This window comes from Nitrospirillum iridis (genome assembly GCF_014205765.1).
GTDB lineage: Bacteria > Pseudomonadota > Alphaproteobacteria > Azospirillales > Azospirillaceae > Nitrospirillum > Nitrospirillum iridis.
In genome coordinates, this window is the sequence record NZ_JACIIZ010000001.1 from 559567 (window position 1) to 577904 (window position 18338).

The window sequence follows — 18338 nt, forward strand, 5'->3', positions numbered from 1 at the left end:
TTGGCTTCAGACAAAACCTCACGCCGCGGTTTTACACCCGCTCGTACGTTCCGGTCAGCGCGCCCCAGGCCAGCACGGTCTGGGGCGTCAGGGCGGCCAGCAGGTCGCCCAGGCTGGGCAGTTCCGGCAGGGCCAGCGGGTGTTCCAGGGCCAGAAGCTGGAAGACGTAGCGATGGGGGCCGTGGCCGCGCACCGGCCGGGGGCCGGCATAGCCGACCCGGCCGAACAGGCCCCGGCCCAGGGTCAGGCCGTTGCCGACCTGGGGGCATAGCTCCCCCTCCTCGAAGGACTTGCGGCTGGTGGCGATGCCCGTGGCCAGCAGATGGGTCGCCGGGCGGGGCAGGGGCGCGTCCGGGTCCTGCATCACCAGGGCCAGCGCCGCCGTGCCGGCGGGCACACCCGTCCAGGTGAGCGCCGGCGACAGGTTGTCGCCCACGCCGCCGCCGGCATGGCGCCGGGGCATGCGGGCGCCATCAGTGAAGGCCGGGCTGCTGAGGCGCAGGGTGGCCGGCGCATCCATCACCAGGGCGTGATTGATGACCAGGCGGCCATCGCCGGCGCGAAGGCCGCGCAGCAGGCGGCCCAACCAGTGGCGCCTGGGGGCCACCGGTTCCTGGCCGAGACCGCTGTCCAGGGGCAGGGGGCTCAGGCCGCTGCTGTCCAGGGTGATCCTCATGCGGTTCCTCCCGCTTCGGGCATGGATGATGCGCCCCGGCGCGTGCCGGTGGCGTGCGCCAGGGTGAAGCACGCCACTGGCATCCCCGCCCGCTGGCGTGGCGGCCGCGGGGCGGCATGGTCGGGAAGGGGATGGCGTGGCACGGGCGGTCGGTCCTGAAACGCTGTGCGAAGGCTGGTGGCGGCCCATCCCCTGGCGCGGGACGTGACGGCGCCCGGGGGCTGTGTTATGCGAGGGTGGTCTCGCATAACGGATAGTTGAGGATGTCTTCGCAAAAGTCAATGATCACCGAGGACGCCCAGGGGGCCGCATCCGATGGGGCGGCTGAGGGGCGGACCCCCAAGCGGGCGCGTGGCCGGCTGCGCGTGGCGGCCATCCTGGACGCGGCGGTGGCCGTATTCACGGAGAAGGGCTTCGACGCCGCGACGATGACGGAGGTGGCGGCGCGTTCCCGTACGGCCATCGGGTCGCTTTACCGCTTCTTCCCATCCAAGGACGCGTTGGCTGAGGCGCTGCTGCGGCGCTACAGCGACCGGGCGACGGCCGGGCTATCCGTCATCGCCGGCCATAGCCCGCGTCTGACGCCCACCGCCTTGGCCGACGCGCTGGTGGATTTGATGCAGGATCTGGCCGGTGAGCGTTCCATGATGAAGGTGCTGATGATGGATCGCCGAGGGGACGCGCCGGAAGTCCTTCGCGCGGAAGACAAGCGCGGCCGGCTGCGCGCGGCCATACGCGGTCACATCGCGCACGTCCTGTCGGTTCACGCGCCGACCCTGCCGCCGGAGCGGATGGCCACGGTCGCTGGCATGCTGCTGCATCTGATGAAGGCCATACCCGACCTGGCGGAGGAGGGGGATGCGGTCGCCCTGCTGTCGGAAATGCGACTGGCGCTGGGGGCCTATCTGGGGGCGGTACTGAGCGTGGGCCCATCTGGGGCATAGCGGCGCCCCGCCCGGCGGCGGAACGTCCACTGGCGGGCGGGGGGCCGCTTGCTGCTATGATCGCGCGCCCGGCGGGGTTGCTTTCGCGCGCCCCCGGTGGGCGCTGGTTATTGGATGAAGGTCGGGTTTGAGATGTCGGCTGTCGCCCCGTGGGATCGTTTCGTCCGTGGTGAGCCCGTGCCCTGGTTCACCGGCCCCATCCGGGGCAATCCCCGTTTCGCCTTGGACACGGTGGCCGGGCGGCACGTGCTGTTGGGCTTTTTCGCCTCCGCCGAGGATGAGGCGGGGGCCGCGATGCTGGGCGCGGTGGCGGCGCATCGTGTCCTGTTCGATGATGACCGCGTCTGCTTCTTCGGCGTCACCACCGATGCCGCTGACGATCCGGCTGGCCGCATCCCGCCGCAGCTGCCGGGCATCCGTTATTTCCTGGACGAGGATTCCAGCCTCAGTCGGGGCTACGGCGCGGTCGACACGGCGGTGGACGGCGCGGGCGGTGGCCACACGCCTTTCTGGCTGTTGCTGGATCCCACCTTGCGCGTGCTGATGGCGGCGCCGGCGGCGGAATCCAGCCGGGTGATGGCGGCGGTCGCGGCCCTTCCGCCGTCGGCGGACCATGCCGGCGTGACGGAGGCCTGGGCGCCCGTCCTGCTGGTCCCCCGCGTGTTCGAACCCGATTTCTGCCGCCTGCTGGTCGCCCTGCACCAGCACCACGGCGGCCTGGATTCCGGCGTTATGCATGAGGTCGACGGCCAGTTGGTCGGCGTCTACGACTATGCCCGCAAGCGGCGGCGGGACTACATCATGGAAGACGAGGCCCTATGCCTTGCGGCCGCCCAGCGCATCAGCCGTCGCCTGGTGCCCGAGGTGCGGCGGGCCTTCGCCTTCGACGCCACCCGCCTGGAACGCCATATCGTCGCCTGCTACGACGCGGAGGAGGGCGGCCATTTTCGGCCGCACCGCGACAATACCGCCGCCGGCACCGCCCACCGCCGTTTCGCCGTTACCGTGAACCTGAACGCCGACGATTATGAGGGCGGCGACCTGCGCTTTCCCGAATTCGGCCCCCGCACCTATCGCGCGCCCACCGGCGGCGCCGTGGTCTTCGCCTGCGGCCTGCTGCACGAGGCGATGCCCGTCACCCGTGGCCGCCGCTACGCCTATCTGCCCTTCCTGTTCGACGAGGCGGGTGAGCGCCAGCAGCGGGAATACCTGGAGCGGGTGGCGAGCACTTCTTAAGTCTGCAGCGCATCCAGCGCCTGTCCCACCGCCGCCACCACCGCTGGCCAGTCCCCCGACGCGGGCTGGCGGAACAGACGCATCGACGGATACCAGGGGCTGTCCGAGCGGGTCTGCATCCAGCGCCACTCCGCGACATGGGGCAGCAGCAGCCAGGTGGGTTTGCCCAACGCAGCGGACAAATGGGCGACGGAGGTGTCGACGGCGATGACCAGATCCAGGGCGTCGATGGCCGCCGCCGTTTCGGCGAAGTCGGTCAGCGCGTCGCCCAGCGGGACCAGGCCCAAGGTCTCCACCAGGGCCGGGTCGGCATCCTTCTGCAGGCTGAACCAAGCGATCCCTGGACGGTGCAGCAGCGGCGCCAGCAGGGAAGGCGTCAGCGACCGCCGCCGGTCGTTCCAATGGCCGGGGTTGCCCTGCCAGACCAGGCCGATGGCGACTTCCCCGCGTTTCGTGGCTATGCGCTCGGCCCAGCGGCGGCGGCTATCCTCCGGCGCCCGCAGATAGGGCACCGGCGCTCCCGGAAGCCGATCCAGGGTGATCCCCAGGCGACCGGGCAGGCTCATCATCGGCACGTGGGCGCCGGCGTCGGGCAGGCCCGCGATGCCGGGAAAATCTCCAGCCAGCGGCAGCAGGGTGGGCGGGCTGTCCAGGCCCAGCAGCGGTAGGCTGCTGGCGATGAGGCGGATCAGTTCAGCCCGGGTCTCCACGATCAGCGGGCCACCGGCGGCGTGGGCCGCCGGCGCCAGGAAGCGCAGCATCTGCAGCGTGTCGCCCCATCCCTGTTCGGAATGAACCAGCAGGGGGGCGCCCCCCAAATCCTGACCGTCCCAAAGCGGCATGGCGAAAGGACGGCGCTGAGCCGCCATGCTGGCATTGCCGCTCCATCGCCATTCGAAGTCGGCCCAGCCCTCGGCATAGCGGCCCAAGCCCAAGAGGGATTGCGACCGGTTCCAGCGGAGTTTTGCGTCGCTGGGGGCTAATGCCAGGCCCGAATCATAGGCCGCGACGGCACCCACCGCATCCCCCACGGCATCCAGGGTGGTACCCAGGTTGATCCAGGCGGGCAGAAACCCCGGGTCCGCCGCCAGCGCGCGCCGGTACGCCTGGATGGCGGCACGCAGGTCACCCAGCCCCTCCCGCGCCACACCCAGATTGTGCCACGGCTCGGCGACGGCCGGTGCCAGGGCCGTCGCCCGTTCCAGGCAGCGCAAGGCGCCTCCGAGGTCGCCTTGGGCGGTCAGACAGATGCCCAGGTTACCATAGGCGCTGGCTTTCCCTGGGTCGGCGGCGATGGCGCGGCGATGATACTCGGCCGCCTCGCTCAACCGCCCCAGGGCTTTCAGGGCGGCCCCCCGATTGTCCAGCAGCCCGGCATCGTTGGACGCCAGGTTCAAGGCGGCCTCGAACAGACGGTCGGCATCCGCCGCATCGCCCTGGCTCAGGCGCAGCGCCCCCAGATTGCCCAAGGCGGCGCGATGCTCCGGTTGCCGCGCGCTTGTCACCGCGATCAGCTGCTCATAGGCCGTTGCCGCCGCTGATAACTTACCGGCGCGGTGCGCGCTCAACGCCTGTTGGAACAGGGTGGCGGGTGGGGGAGCGGCTTCCCTCATGAAATTTATATCTTTGCGCAGATGCAACCTCATGAAGGTATGCCCAATGCGGTGCGGCGATGCAAGGTCGGCACCGTGGCCGCGGGGCCTTAAGAAACACCCGCGTTACAAAGCCTGGCGCGCTTCGGTTTCAAGGCACTGATATAAAGGGCGTAACCTGCGGGGGCGCCGGCTGTGGCGGCCCGCCGATAGAATCACGGGGGCTTTGCTTCATGTCGGTAACAATTACGTTGCATCGGGTCCCTCTGCGCCGCGCCGTCCTGGCGGCGGTATCCGCCGTCTCCCTGCTGGCGTTGACCCTGCCGGTGCGCGCGGCGGACGACCCCAAGGTCGATCCCCGGTTTCTGTGGGACCTCACGGACTATTACAAGACGCCGGCCGATTGGGATGCGGCGCGGGCCAAGATCAAGGCGATGCTGCCGGGCCTGGCCAAATACAAGGGCACGCTGGCCAAGGGGCCGGCCGCCACCCTGACCGCGCTGGAGGGCATCTACGCCGTCTATCACGACCTGGAACAGGTGACGACCTACGCCAGCACCATCGCCTCCACCGACACCCGGGAGGCGTCGGCGCAGGAGCGGGAGGGGTTGGCCCAGGATTTGGCGGGTGAGGTCTCGGCCGCCACCGCCTGGCTGTCGCCGGAGATCCAGGCGCTGGGCGCCGCCAAGGTCGACGCCTATCTGAAGGCGGAGCCCAAGCTGGCCAAGTTCGGCTTCGCCCTGCATGACGCCCTGCGCCTGAAGCCGCATACCCTGGGTGCCGAGTCCGAGGGCGTGCTGGCGGCCTTGGGCCCGGCGCTGGGGGGCAGCAGCACCACCTACAACCTGCTGGCCAATTCCGATATCGACTGGCCCACCATCACGCTTCCAGACGGCAAGTCGGTGAAGCTGACCCAGGCGAACTACCAGAAGTACCGCGAGGATCCGGACCGCGCCGTGCGCAAGGCCGTCTTCGACGCCTTCTGGACCAAGTTCGGCCAGTATGCCAACACCATGGGATCCACCCTGGGCAACACGGTGCAGGGCGACGTCGTCCAGTCCAAGCTGCGCCACTATCCCACGGCGGTGGCGGCCTCCCTTGCCAGCAACGACATTCCCGAGGGCGTGTACCGCACCCTGGTGGCGGAGGCCAACAAGGGCCTGCCCACGCTGCACCGCTATTTCAAACTGCGGCAGCGCATGCTGAACCTGCCCGACCTGCACTATTACGACATCTATCCGCCCCTGGTGTCGTCCGACACCAAGTTTCCCATCGAGGAGGGCGAGAAGCTGGTGCTGGCGGCGGTGAAGCCCTTGGGCGACGATTATCAGAAGGCCCTGGCCGACGCCTTCGCCCATCGCTGGATGCACGCCTACCCGCAGGAGGGCAAGCAGTCCGGCGCCTATCAGACCGGTGTCTACGGCCTGCACCCCGTGGTCTTCCTGAACTATCAGGACAATTACAACTCCGTCTCCACCCTGGCCCATGAATGGGGCCACGGCATGCACACCACCCTGGCCAACCGCGCCCAGCCCTATGAGTTGTCGGGCTATTCCCTGTTCATGGCGGAGATCGCGTCCACGGCGAACGAGTTCCTGCTGTCGGACTACATGCTGGCCAACGCCAAGACCAGGCAGGAAAAGCTGCTGTACCTGGGCAATGAGCTGGAGACCATCCGCGCCACCTTCTTCCGCCAGACCATGTTCGCCGAATTCGAACTGGCGGTGCACGACGCGGTGGAGAAGGGCGAGCCCATGTCGGGCAAGCGCATGACGGAGCTGTACCTGGGCCTGCTGCGCAAGTACCACGGCGCCGACCAGGGGGTGATGCAGATCGATCCGGTGTACGCCGCCGAATGGGCCTTCATCCCCCACTTCTACCGGCCGTTCTACGTCTACCAGTACGCCACCTCCATCTCGGCCTCCGCCTATTTCACCGAGAAGATCCGCGATGGCGGACCGGCGGCGCGCGACACCTATCTGTCGGCGCTCAAGGCCGGCGGCTCCGACTATCCGGTCACCGTCCTGCGCAAGGCCGGCCTGGACATGGCCTCGCCCGCGCCCTACCAGGCGCTGGTGCGGCGCATGGACACCGTCATCACCGAGATGGAACGGTTGCTGGATCAGAAGGACTGACGTCAGCGGCACCTCATGCCGCTGTAGGCCGCGACCGTGGCCGCCGCAGGTTTCCGGGGAACGGAGTGGACTGGAAACCGAGGAAGCCAAGCCCCCGGATGGGGGCGCCCGGCGACTGAGGGGCCCGGTATGAAACCCTTCACAGGCGAATCCGCACCGTCTATAGAGAAACAGCAGGTTCCGGCGGGGTAACTCGCCGGAACTTTTGCCATGGGCTTTCAGGATTTCGGGAGTGCAGGGAATGTCGGGCATGTGGCGGGTGGCGCTGACGGTGCATGAGGACGTGGTGCAGAACTTCGCCCAGGTCCTGGAGGCCCATGTCGACGCGGTGTCCACCTTTGAGCTGGAAGAGGGTGGCAACTGGCTGATCGAGGGCACCAGCCATGGCGAGCCCGACCAGTCGCGCCTTGTGGCCCGTGTCACCGTGCTGGCCATGGCGCTGGGCGTCGCCCAGCCCACCATCGAGGTGGAGCCGCTGGCCCCCATCGACTGGGTCACCCAGACCTATCTCAGCTTCCCGCCCATCCGCGCCGGCCGCTTCTTCGTCCACGGCAGCCACCACAAGAAGCCGGTGCCCGCCGGCTGCATCGGCCTGCTGATCGAGGCCGCCATGGCCTTCGGCTCGGGTGAGCACGCCACCACCCAGGGCTGCCTGCGGGCGCTCAGCGACCTGCGCAAGTCCATGCCCGTCACCCGGGCGCTGGACATGGGCTGCGGCTCCGGCATCCTGGCCTTCGCCATCGCCAAGCTGTGGCATGCGCCGGTGGCGGCGGTGGATATCGACGCCCTGTCCATCATGATCGCGGCGGAGAACGCCCACCTGAACAAGGTGGACAAGCTGGTCACCTGCCGGGGTGGCGACGGTTACCGCACCGCCATCGTGCGCCAGAAGGCGCCCTATGATCTGATCGTGGCCAACATCCTGGCGCGTCCCCTGGCCCGCATGGCGCCGCAGCTGCGCCGCAACCTGCGCCCGGGCGGCATCGCCGTCCTGTCCGGCCTGCTGGCCCGGCAGGAAAAGCTGGTCATCGCCGCCCATCGCCGCCAGGGCCTGAAGCTGGTGCGGCGCTATCGCATCGGCGAGTGGAACACGCTGGTGATGAAGGGCTGAGGCTCGCGGCCGGGCTTTTCGCCCCTGGCTTTTCGCCCGTGTAAATTCATGTAACACGACGGTAACGACGGCAGACAGCTCCCCGGCGGCAGGCGTATCACAAAGGCCTGCACGGGTGTTCCGGCCGTCTGCGCGACGGTCGACCCGACGGATACGGCATCGGGCGACCGGCGCCGGTAAGTCGCGGCGGGGGTCTTCTCCCCGCGTTGGTCTCCGCCGCGGCGCTTACCTTCCCCCAGGACCACCAAAAAATTTGATGCTGTCAAAAGCCTCGCCTACACTGGCGCAAGGGGGCTTCAGGGCGGCCGCGTCGGTGACCCGTGGCGCCGGGGCTCACACCCTTGCCTGCGGCGGTTCGGCGCCCTAGCTTCGTCCCCCAAATCAATCGGCCGCCCATCCGTGCGGCCTTGCGAGAGGCGTCGTACCCGTGGATAGCACCCATCATACCTCCCTGCCTGCCACCGAACCCTACCGGGGTGATGCCGAGCTTGCCCGCCTGCTGAAGGCGGCCGGTATCGACCGTGACGTGGCGTCGGTGCGGGAGCTGCTGCGCGGCGTGCGCGCGGCGCCGGAGGATGTGGACGCGGGCCATTTCCTGAAGCTGTTCGGCACCGACCTGCCCGATGAGCTGGCGGCCCAGCTGGCCGCCTTGAAGGCCTTGATCGAGGCGCCGCCGGAACCGCAAGTCGGCGACATCGCCGCCCGTGTGGCGGCGCTGCGCGGCGAACTGGCGCGCCTGGGCCTGGACGGCTTCGTCATCCCGCGCGCCGATGAGTTCCAGGGCGAATACGTGCCGGCGCGGGGCGAGCGTCTGGCCTGGATCACCGGCTTCACCGGTTCGGCCGGCATCGCCGTGGTGCTGCGCGACCGCGCCGCCATCTTCGTCGATGGCCGCTACACCCTGCAGGCCCAGACCCAGGTGTCCGGCAGCCTGTACGAGCGCCACCATCTGACGGAAACCTTCCACGGTGACTGGATCGCCGGCACGGTGAAGAAGGGCGGGCGCATCGGCTATGACCCGTGGCTGCACACCGTCGGCTGGATCGACCGGATGAAGACGGCGCTGGGCCGGGCGGGGGCGGAGCTGGTGGCCGTGGACGCCAACCCGCTGGACGCCGTCTGGCACGACCGGCCGTCGGCGCCGCTGGGCCCCGTGGTGGCGCAGACCTTGGCCCATGCCGGCAAGTCCTCCGCCGACAAGCGGGCGGAGATCGCGGCGGAGCTGAAGCGCAACGGCGAGCTGGCGGCCGTGCTGACCCAGCCCGATGGCATCGCCTGGCTGCTGAATATCCGTGGCGGCGACGTGCCCAACACGCCGCTGCCGCTGTCCTACGCCCTGCTGACCAATGATGGCGATGTCGACCTGTTCATCGACAGCCGCAAACTGGTGCCGGGCCTGGAGGTCCATCTGGGCAACCAGGTCTCCGTCCGCAAGCCGGAGGAGCTGCGCGGCGCGCTGGAGGCCATCGGCGCCACCGGCGCCAAGGTGCGGGTGGATCCGGTCTGGACCGCGTCCTGGGTGTTCGACCGCCTGACCGAGGCCGGCGCCACGGTGGTGAAGGAGCGTGACCCCACCGTCTTCCGCAAGGCGGCCAAGAACAGCGTGGAGATCGCCGGCACCCGTGCCGCCCATGCCCGTGACGGCGTGGCCGTCACCCGCTTCCTGCATTGGCTGAGCGGGGCCGTCGCCGCCGGCACGCTGACGGAGATCGAGGCGTCGGACCGGCTGTTCGAATTCCGCAAGGAGCAGGCGCTGTTCCGCGGCACCAGCTTCGACAGCATTTCCGGCGCCGGGCCCAACGGCGCCGTCGTCCATTACCGCGCCACGCCCGAGACCAACCGGGTGCTGGAAAAGGACAGCGTCTACCTGATCGACAGCGGCGGGCAGTACCTGGATGGCACCACCGACATCACCCGCACGGTGGCGGTGGGCACGCCGCCGGCCGAGGCCAAGCGCCACTTCACCCTGGTGCTGAAGGGCCATATCGCCCTGGCCACCCTGCGCTTCCCCAAGGGCACCACTGGCTCGCAGATCGACATCCTGGCCCGCCAGTACCTGTGGGCCCAGGGCCTGGACTACGACCACGGCACCGGCCACGGCGTGGGCAGCTTCCTCTCCGTGCATGAGGAATCGGCCCGCATCGCCAAGACGCCCAACACCGTGGCCCTGGTGCCCGGCATGATCCTGTCGAACGAGCCGGGATATTACCGCGCCGGCGAATACGGCATCCGCATCGAGAACCTGGTGCTGGTGCTGCCGGCGGCCGACATCCCGGGCGGGGAGCACCCGATGATGGCGTTTGAGTCCCTGACGCTGGCGCCCATCGACCGCGCCCTGATCGAGCCGGCGCTGCTGAATGAGACCGAGAAGGCCTGGCTGAACGCCTACCACGCCCGGGTGGCCGCGAAGGTGGGCCCGCATCTGGATGCGGATGCCGCCGCCTGGCTGGCCACGGCCACCGCGCCGATCTGAGCCGGACGCCAGCGGGGGGCGCCGGCGGGTTTGCGGGCCCGCCGGCATCCTTTAAGCTGCCGTCGTCACCGCATGGAGGATGGCAGTGGATCGGCGTTCATTTCTGGCCACGGCGGCGACCGCTGGCGTGGTCGCGTCCTCGGCGGGCGCGGCGGCCACCGCTCCAGGCCTGACCAAGCCGCCCTTGCTGCGTCCCCCGATGGTGCGGGCGGGCGACAAGGTGGGTGTGCTGGACCTCAGCACCGCCGTCTACGATCCCGCCGTCGCTGATCGCGTCACCGCCGTCATCCAGGCGCTGGGCCTGGTGCCGGTGCTGTCACCCCATCTGCTGGACCGCTCGCGCGCCTTCAAGACGTCCGTCCAGGAACGCCTGTCGGATTTGCATGGCTTTATCGCCGACCCGTCTGTCCGTGGCGTCTTCTGCGCCCGTGGCGGTTATGGCGTCAGTGAGATCGTGGACCGCGTGGACTACGACCTTATCCGCCGCAACCCCAAGGTTTTCCTGGGCTTCAGCGATCCCACGCTGATGCACCTGGCCATCGCGCGCCGGGCCGGGCTGGTCACCTTCCACGGCCGCATGCCGGGCCTCATGAAGTTCACGCCCTTTTCGCTGGAGGCCCTGCGCCGCGCCGTGTGCGCGGCGGAGCCGGTGGGCACCCTGCCCAGCCCGGAGGACGGCAATCCGCTGCGCCCCGCCTATCCCCTGCGCACCGTCGCGCCGGGCCAGGCCAGCGGCCGCCTGGTGGGCGGCAATCTGTCGATGATCATGGCCGCCATGGGCACGCCGTGGGAGATTGACACCAAGGGGGCGATCTTCCTGTTCGAGGACGTGGACGAGGCGCCCTACGCCATCGCCCGCATGCTGTGGACGCTGCGCCATGCCGGCAAGCTCCAGGCGGCGGCCGGCATCGTCGTTGGCGCCTGCGCTGGCTGCGACAAGTCCTCCGACGCCTCGCCCTACGGCCTGAACGAGGTGTTCGACCTGGTGCTGGGCGATTTGGGCATCCCCGTCTTCTCAGGACTGGCCCTGGGCCACACCGACGACACCCTGACCGTGCCGCTGGGCGTCCAGGCCCGGCTGGACGCCACGGCGCGGACGCTGACGGTTCTGGAGAGCGGCGTGGCGGGGTAGTATGATCGAACTCCGCAGTTTTGCTGGAGGCTAAACAATGCCTGATTTCCCCTCCTCGCTCTACGAGCGCGACTTCTATGCGTGGGCCAACGAGCAGGCGGCTCTGCTCCGTGCCGGTAAGCTGGCGGCGGCGGATGTTGCGCACATTGCTGAGGAAATCGAGAGCATGGGCAAGACCGAGAAGCGGGAACTCATCAGTCGGCTTGCCGTCCTGCTCTGCCATCTGCTCAAGTGGCGCTACGAGCCGAAGCGTCGGAGCCGTTCGTGGGAAGCGACGATCCGTACCCAACGCCTGGAGGTACGCGACCATCTGGCTGACAATCCGAGTCTGAAGGCTCGACTGGACGAGGCACTTGCTGCGGGCTACGAACGCGCGGTGATCGCTGCGGCCTCTGAAACCAATCTGCAGGAAAGCATCTTTCCCGACGTTTGCCCCTGGGGGTTCGACCAGATCATGGCCGATGATTTCTGGCCGCAGGGAGAGGCGCACTGACGCTACGGGGCATACACTGAAGGGATGCGCAGCGCACTTTGAGTAGGATGACAAAAGGCCCGGCGGATTGCTCCGCCGGGCCTCGTCTCTTGCGCTTACCGGAAAGGCTCAATGGCCGCCGGCCATGGCCTTCACGATCTCCTCGGTCACCTTCTTGGCGTCGCCGAACAGCATCATGGTATTGGGGCGGAAGAACAGTTCGTTCTCCACGCCGGCGTAGCCCGCCCCCATCGACCGCTTGATGAACAGCACGGTCTTGGCCTTTTCCACGTCCAGGATGGGCATGCCGTAGATGGGCGACGCCGGGTCGGTCTTGGCGGCGGGGTTGGTGACGTCGTTGGCGCCGATGACGTAGGCCACGTCCGCCTGGCCGAAATCGCGGTTGATCTCGTCCAGCTCGAACACCTCGTCATAGGGCACGTTGGCCTCGGCCAGCAGCACGTTCATGTGTCCGGGCATGCGGCCCGCCACCGGGTGGATGGCGTACTTCACGTCCACGCCTTCCTTCTTCAGGATGTCCGCCATTTCGCGCACGGCGTGCTGGGCCTGGGCCACCGCCATGCCGTAGCCGGGGACGATGATGACGGAGGAAGCGTTCTTCATGATGAAGGCGGCGTCGTCGGCCGAGCCGGACTTGAAGCTGCGGTCGCCCGCCGGGCCGGCGGCTGCGCCGGCGCCGGCGTCACCGCCGAAGCCGCCCAGGATGACGTTGAAGATCGACCGGTTCATCCCCTTGCACATGATGTAGCTGAGGATGGCGCCGCTTGAGCCCACCAGCGCGCCGGTGATGATCAGCAGCGGGTTCTGCAGGGTGAAGCCGATGCCGCAGGCCGCCCAGCCGGAATAGCTGTTCAGCATGGAGACGACGACGGGCATGTCGGCGCCGCCGATGGGCAGGATCAGCAGGAAGCCCAGGCCCAGCGACACCAGGATGATCAGCCAGAAGAAGAAAGCGCTCTGGGTCGTGCACAGCAGGATGAGCAACAGCACCAGGCCCGCCGCCAGCGCCGCGTTCAGCGGGTGCTGCATGGGGAAGACCAGGGGCTTGCCGCTCATGCGGCCGTCCAGCTTGAGGAAGGCGACCAGCGATCCGGTGAAGGTGATGGCGCCGATGGCGATGCCCAGGCTCATCTCGATCAGGGAGCCGACATGGATGTCGCCGTCGGTGCCGATGCGGTATTCCTCCGGCGCGTAGAAGGCGGCGGCCGCGATGAACACGGCGGCCAGGCCCACCAGGCTGTGGAAGGCCGCCACCAGCTGCGGCAGCGAGGTCATCTTGATGGTGCGGGCGATGTAGGCGCCGGCGCTGCCGCCGATGGCGATGCCGATGACGATCAGCACGACCGCCAGGAAGGAGAACTGCGGCAGCACGAACAGCGAGGTGACGATGGCCAGCGCCATGCCGGCGATGCCGTAGGTGTTGCCGGCGCGGGCCGTTTCAGGGCTGGAGAGGCCGCGCAGCGCCATGATGAAGCACACGGCGGCCACGAGGTAGGCGAGCGAAGTCGCGACGAGCATGATGGTCCGGCCCCCTTACTTCTTGGCGCCCTGGGCAGGGGCCTTCTTCTTGTACATGGCCAGCATGCGCTGGGTGACCATGAAGCCCCCGAAGATGTTCACCGACGCCAGAATGACGGCCAGGAAGCCCATCACCATGGAGAAGCCGAAATGGTGGGCGCCGGTGGCGATCAGCGCGCCGACGATGATGACCGACGACACGGCGTTGGTGACGCTCATCAACGGGCTGTGCAGGGCGGGCGTCACCCGCCAGACCACGTAGTAGCCGACGAAGACGGCCAGGACGAAGACGGTCAGGCCGGTGACGATGAAGGGCATGCCCTGCTGGGCCTGATCCGTGGCGATCTGTGTCGCCTGGTTGGCGACATTGGCCGCCTGCTCCGCCAGCTTCTGCGCGTTGGTGGCGAGGTCGGCCGCGTTCTTGGCGTAGTTTTGCGCGTCCATGGGGCTTACTCCGCTTTCTCGGGCGTGGCGGCCGGTTCGGCGGCCGGCTCAGGGGCTGGGGCCGCCGGGGCGAAGGCGGGATGGACCACCACCCCGTCGTGGGTCAGCGCCGTGCCCTTGATGATCTCGTCGTTCCAGTCGATCTTCAGCGCCTTGGCTTCCTTGTCCACCAGGGGGGTGAGGAAGTTCAGCAGGTTCTTGGCATAGAGGGCGCTGCTGTCCACGGCGATGCGGCTGGGCACGTTGGCGTGGCCCACGATCTTCACGCCGTACTTCTCGACGATCTTCCCGGGCTCGCTGCCCTCGACGTTGCCGCCCTGTTCCACCGCCAGGTCGATGACGACGGCGCCGGTCTTCATGGTGCGCAGCATGGCGTCGGTCACCAGCACCGGGGCCTTGCGGCCGGGGATCAGCGCCGTGGTGATGACGATGTCCTGCTTCTTGATGGTCTCCGCCACCAGGGCGGCCTGCTTGGCGCGATATTCGGCGCTCATCTCCTTGGCGTAGCCGCCGGCGGTCTGCGCCTGCTGGAACTCCTCATCCTCCACGGCGACGAAGGTGGCGCCCAGGGACTGCACCTGTTCCTTGGTGGCCGGCCGCACGTCGGTGGCCGACACGATGGCGCCCAGGCGGCGGGCGGTGGCGATGGCCTGCAGCCCCGCGACACCCACACCCATGATGAAGGCGCGGGCCGGCGCCACGGTGCCGGCGGCCGTCATCATCATCGGGAAGGCGCGGCCGAACTCATAGGCCGCGTCCAGCACCGCGCGATACCCGGCCAGGTTGGCCTGGCTGGACAGCACGTCCATGCTTTGCGCGCGGGTGATGCGGGGAATGAACTCCATGGCGAAGGCGTCGACGCCGGCGTCGGCATAGGCCTTTACCCCCGCCGCGTCGCCATAGGGGCTGAGGATGGCGGCCAGCTTGGCGCCGCGCTTGATCAGCGCCAGCTCCGCCGGTTCCGGCCGCTGCACCTTCAGCACCACGTCGGCATCGGCCAGCGCGCCGGCGGCATCGGGGGCGATGGTGGCGCCGGCGGCGGTGAACGCGTCATCGGTGATGGCGGCCCCCAGGCCGGCACCCGTCTCCACGGTGACCTCGAAGCCGAGGCCGACGAATTTCCGTACCGTCTCGGGTGATGCGGCGACGCGCAACTCCCCCGGTCGACGCTCTTTAGGTACGCCGATTTTCATTGGTTACGCTCCCCATGATCGCTGGCCCCCAGGATCGCCGGGCTACTACCAGCTTGATGCAATCTAGTCGCGAAGAGTTTCTGGTCGCGAAGGGTGATGACGCTGGGCCACCATGACCTATCCGGTAATCTTTGTGAAGAACCGCCGGGGGCGACGCATGGAACCGTCACGGTTCCCGCAAGGCTCCGCAGCAAAAATGATTAACGGTACCCGCCCCTCCCTTCGTGCTGGACAGGGTGCACAGGCGAAAGTGGCATTGTCCACCGGTTACCATAAAGGCCAGCCATGCGGTGCGATCAGCGGGGCGCGCCCTGGCGGGGCCTGGCCGACCGGGATCGGGGTGCGGGCACAGCGTCCCGGAGCGCACGTCCGGACGCAAGGCGAAAAAGGGCCTATGCGGGACATAGGGGTGGCCTGCTCCCCCCGCGGCCGTTAAACTGCGCCCGGTGTTTCCCTATCCGCCGTTGAACAATCATCAGACAGCAACGGCTATCCAGGATAGGGGCGACGCCCATGTGGACGAGAGAATTTGTGATGACCGATTCCCATGCGCTGGCCGCCGCCGGCCGCGCCCTGTTCAAGGAACTGACGGAAGCCGGCCGCCCCGTGGTCGGGGTGGGAATTGGTGAAGGCCTGATCTATCTGCGCGTGACGGCCCCGGACCATGGCGCGCCGGAGAATTACAACGGCTATCCGGTGGTGGTGTTCGGTGAGGACGGCGCGCGCCGCCATTGAGGCACGCCCCGCTCCCCGGCCTTGAACCGGTCGGGGAGGGGAGCCATGGGCAAAAGTCGTAAATCCGGGGCGGGGGCCAGGGCAGCGGAAGCTGATCTGGTGTCACCGCCCCCTGACGCGGCCCCGGGCGCTTGTGCCTTGTGCGGCCGCCCGCTGGTCCCCGGGCCGTCGGTGGAACAGCACCACCTGGTGCCGCGCAGCGCCGGGGGGCGGGTAACGGTGCCGCTGCACCGGGTTTGCCACCGTAAAATCCATGCCGAGTTGACGGAGCGCGCGCTGGCCGGGCCGTACGCCACGCTCGACGCCCTGCGCACCCATCCGGCCATCGCCGCCTTTATCCGCTGGGTGGCGACCAAGCCACCGGAATTCGTGACCCGCACGGAACCGCGCCGTCGATAGCGGCATCATCCGCTGGTGTGGGGCGTATCGGCCAGGTGGTGCCCCTGATGTCGGATACAACAGTGAGTACCGTTCGCGCCGTCGTCGCGGTGGTGGAAGGGCAAGACGCCTCGATCCTTGAAATCGCCCGCGACGTCCAGAAGGTGGCGCGGCCACTGAGGTCGGGCGCCGCCTGAATCGGCCTGATAGCCGTGAGGAGGCCGGGGGCGTCAATAATAGCGCAGCCCTCGATCTTCTTGGTGGCGGAATCGTTGCTTACAACAATAATTTCCCCTTGAAGATTCTGTTCGTAAGTATACGCGGCAGCCTCGTTAACTAACTCTTATATCTTCGCGGCGCTATCTCGGTACTACCCTGTTAGGCGGGAGTCCCAGACCCGTCTCGGTGTTGGAGAGGCGCCATGACCGCGTTCACGAACCTGAAGATCACCTTCAAGATTTTGGCCATGCTGGGCCTGCTGGGGCTGGTCGCCCTGCTTGCCACGATTTTCGCCGCATCCCGCATGAACGCCATCGATGCCAGCTACGGCAGCCTGCTGCAGGGCGCCTCCAAGGCGTCGCTTGCCGTTTCCCGCGCCAACCGCAGCCTGGTGTTCCTGGAACGGTCCATCTACGAAGGCATGACGGTGACGGATGACGCCGGCAACGCCAAGGCGGACGCGAATTACAAGAAGGGCGTCGAGGCCTACTATCAGTTCATGGCGGCGGCCAAGGCGGCGCTGCCCGGCCGTGTGGCGGAGCTTCAGTCCCTTGAGGATGAAACCCGCGCCTTGTTGGCGCCCGACGGGGTGTGCGGGCAAACCCTCGCCGCCGCGGTGAAGTCGGCCAGTGCGGAAGAGAACGTTCGCATCAGCACCACCCTGATGGGGCCGAAGTGCGACCCGGCGGTGATGGCCCTGATAGACCGGCAGGCAAAGCTGGCGGATGGCATCCGAGACTATGCCGCTCAGGTGGAGCAGGGGAATCATGAGTCGACCAAGGCCACCATCTGGGTGGTGTTCGGCACGGTGGTGGCTGGGGTGATCCTTGTCGGCGGTTTCGCCAGCTATCTGGCGGTGACCTTGATTGGCCGTCCGTTGGCGCGGGTCGCGGGGGGCCTCGCCGATCTGGGCAATGGCAATTACGCGGTCGAGGTCCCGGGCGCGGGACGCCGGGATGAGGTGGGGCAAATGGCCCAGGCGTTCGGCGACTTGAAGATCGGGCTGATCAAGGCGCGTGAGATGGAGGCCGCCCAGCGCGCGGAGCAGGAGGAGAAGGCGCGGCGGGCGGAGCGGGTGACCCGCATCACCCGCGATTTCGAGGCCAAGATCGCCGAACTGTCGGAATCCCTGGCGTCAGCGGCCAATGAGATGGATGCGACGGCGAAATCCATGGCGGCCAACGCGGAAGAGACCAGCCGCCAGTCCATGACCGTGTCCTCGGCGGCGGAGCAGACATCAGCCAATGTGCAGACGGTGGCGGCGGCGGCCGAGGAGTTGTCGGCCTCCATCCAGGAGATCGGCCGGCAGATGGGCCGGACCATGGAAACGGTCAACCATGCAGTGTCACAGGCGCATGAGACCGACCAGGTGGTGCAGACGCTGTCCTCGGGGGCGGAGCGCATCGGCGACGTCGTCCGCCTGATCGCCGACATCGCCAGCCAAACCAACCTGCTGGCCTTGAACGCGACCATTGAGGCGGCACGGGCGGGGGAGGCGGGTAAGGGCTTCGCCGTGGTGGCCTCGGAGGTGAAGAGCCTGGCCACCCAGACGGCCAAGGCCACGGAGGAGATCAGCGCGCAGGTGGCCGACATCCGCTCCGCCAGCGACAACGCGGTGGGGGCCATCCATGCCATCGCCCAGCGCATCCAGGACATCAACGGCATCGCCTCGGCCATCGCCGCGGCGGTGGAGGAGCAGGAAGCCTCCACGCACGAAATCGCCCGCAACGTGCAGGAGGCCGCGCGCGGGACCGAAACGGTGACGTCCAACATCGGTGGCGTGACCGAGGCGGCCTCCAGCACCGGCGTGGCGGCCAGCCAAGTGCAAAGCTCCGCCGCGCTGTTGGCCCGCGATTCCGACACGTTGAGCACGGAGGTGCGGCGGTTCACCCAGGCCTTGGCCGCCGCCTGACCCCTCGTGGGTTTGGCTGTGAAACAAAAAGCCCCGGGCGCAGGTCCGGGGCTTTTTCGTGAGCGCGCCCAGCAAATCGCGGGCATGACAAAAGCCGCCCGCTGATCATCAGGGGCGGCTCCGTCCGTGCGTCAAAAGGCGCGTGAG

15 protein-coding genes are annotated in these 18338 nt (G+C 68.2%); 10 read left to right on the top strand and 5 right to left on the bottom strand.

What is annotated here, in order from left to right:
* Positions 1-31 precede the first annotated feature (31 nt).
* Positions 32-676 carry a YbhB/YbcL family Raf kinase inhibitor-like protein gene (locus FHS74_RS02460; protein WP_184797102.1) on the bottom strand — a complete coding sequence of 215 codons (645 nt, stop codon included), beginning with the start codon at positions 674-676 and terminating at the stop codon, positions 32-34.
* 263 nt (positions 677-939) lie between these two features.
* On the opposite strand from FHS74_RS02460, the gene FHS74_RS02465 reads away from it, so the two are divergent.
* On the top strand, positions 940-1620 hold the full coding sequence (locus tag FHS74_RS02465; protein WP_211106038.1) for a TetR/AcrR family transcriptional regulator: 681 nt from the start codon (positions 940-942) through the stop codon (positions 1618-1620).
* A gap of 132 nt (positions 1621-1752) precedes the next feature.
* Positions 1753-2856 (top strand): 2OG-Fe(II) oxygenase family protein, encoded by a 1104-nt coding sequence (locus FHS74_RS02470; RefSeq protein ID WP_184797103.1) that lies wholly within the window; start codon positions 1753-1755, stop codon positions 2854-2856.
* On the opposite strand, the gene FHS74_RS02475 is transcribed toward FHS74_RS02470, so the two are convergent.
* The gene (locus tag FHS74_RS02475; protein ID WP_184797104.1) at positions 2853-4469 is read right to left on the bottom strand and encodes a tetratricopeptide repeat protein; all 1617 of its coding nucleotides are present in this window, start codon (positions 4467-4469) and stop codon (positions 2853-2855) included. The two genes, FHS74_RS02470 and FHS74_RS02475, sit on opposite strands and share 4 nt — an antisense overlap.
* A gap of 212 nt (positions 4470-4681) precedes the next feature.
* Here FHS74_RS02475 and pepF point away from each other — a divergent pair, with 212 nt between their 5' ends.
* The 5 genes from pepF to FHS74_RS02500 all read left to right on the top strand — a co-directional run bounded on the left by pepF (position 4682) and on the right by FHS74_RS02500 (position 11792).
* The gene (gene pepF, locus FHS74_RS02480; RefSeq protein WP_184797105.1) at positions 4682-6583 is read left to right on the top strand and encodes an oligoendopeptidase F; all 1902 of its coding nucleotides are present in this window, start codon (positions 4682-4684) and stop codon (positions 6581-6583) included.
* A 241-nt stretch (positions 6584-6824) separates the two neighbouring features.
* Complete coding sequence (locus tag FHS74_RS02485) at positions 6825-7694, top strand: 50S ribosomal protein L11 methyltransferase (protein ID WP_184797106.1); 870 nt, start codon at positions 6825-6827, stop codon at positions 7692-7694.
* A gap of 427 nt (positions 7695-8121) precedes the next feature.
* Entirely contained in the window at positions 8122-10167 is a 2046-nt protein-coding gene (locus FHS74_RS02490; protein ID WP_343066836.1) for an aminopeptidase P family protein, read from the top strand.
* A gap of 85 nt (positions 10168-10252) precedes the next feature.
* The gene (locus tag FHS74_RS02495) at positions 10253-11299 is read left to right on the top strand and encodes a S66 peptidase family protein (RefSeq protein WP_343066837.1); all 1047 of its coding nucleotides are present in this window, start codon (positions 10253-10255) and stop codon (positions 11297-11299) included.
* A 37-nt stretch (positions 11300-11336) separates the two neighbouring features.
* Positions 11337-11792: a DUF29 domain-containing protein gene (locus FHS74_RS02500; protein WP_184797107.1), complete on the top strand. Its 456-nt coding sequence runs from the start codon at positions 11337-11339 to the stop codon at positions 11790-11792.
* A 108-nt stretch (positions 11793-11900) separates the two neighbouring features.
* Here the strand turns inward: FHS74_RS02500 and FHS74_RS02505 are convergent, their stop codons facing one another.
* From FHS74_RS02505 to FHS74_RS02515, 3 genes are read right to left on the bottom strand one after another with little or no spacing between them, the layout of a single operon-like run.
* Positions 11901-13310 carry an NAD(P)(+) transhydrogenase (Re/Si-specific) subunit beta gene (locus tag FHS74_RS02505; protein ID WP_184797108.1) on the bottom strand — a complete coding sequence of 470 codons (1410 nt, stop codon included), beginning with the start codon at positions 13308-13310 and terminating at the stop codon, positions 11901-11903.
* Between the two features lie 15 nt (positions 13311-13325).
* A complete protein-coding gene (locus tag FHS74_RS02510) occupies positions 13326-13754 on the bottom strand; it encodes an NAD(P) transhydrogenase subunit alpha part 2 (RefSeq protein WP_040848625.1) in 429 nt (142 codons plus the stop codon).
* Between the two features lie 5 nt (positions 13755-13759).
* Positions 13760-14947 carry a Re/Si-specific NAD(P)(+) transhydrogenase subunit alpha gene (locus FHS74_RS02515; protein ID WP_184797109.1) on the bottom strand — a complete coding sequence of 396 codons (1188 nt, stop codon included), beginning with the start codon at positions 14945-14947 and terminating at the stop codon, positions 13760-13762.
* Positions 14948-15481: 534 nt separating this feature from the next.
* On the opposite strand from FHS74_RS02515, the gene FHS74_RS02520 reads away from it, so the two are divergent.
* The 3 genes from FHS74_RS02520 (at position 15482) to FHS74_RS02530 (ending at position 18191) form a co-directional block, all read left to right on the top strand.
* Entirely contained in the window at positions 15482-15682 is a 201-nt protein-coding gene (locus FHS74_RS02520) for a hypothetical protein (protein ID WP_244909245.1), read from the top strand.
* 99 nt (positions 15683-15781) lie between these two features.
* Complete coding sequence (locus FHS74_RS02525; RefSeq protein ID WP_343066838.1) at positions 15782-16081, top strand: HNH endonuclease signature motif containing protein; 300 nt, start codon at positions 15782-15784, stop codon at positions 16079-16081.
* A gap of 400 nt (positions 16082-16481) precedes the next feature.
* Entirely contained in the window at positions 16482-18191 is a 1710-nt protein-coding gene (locus FHS74_RS02530; RefSeq protein WP_184797110.1) for a methyl-accepting chemotaxis protein, read from the top strand.
* Positions 18192-18338: the final 147 nt, after the last annotated feature.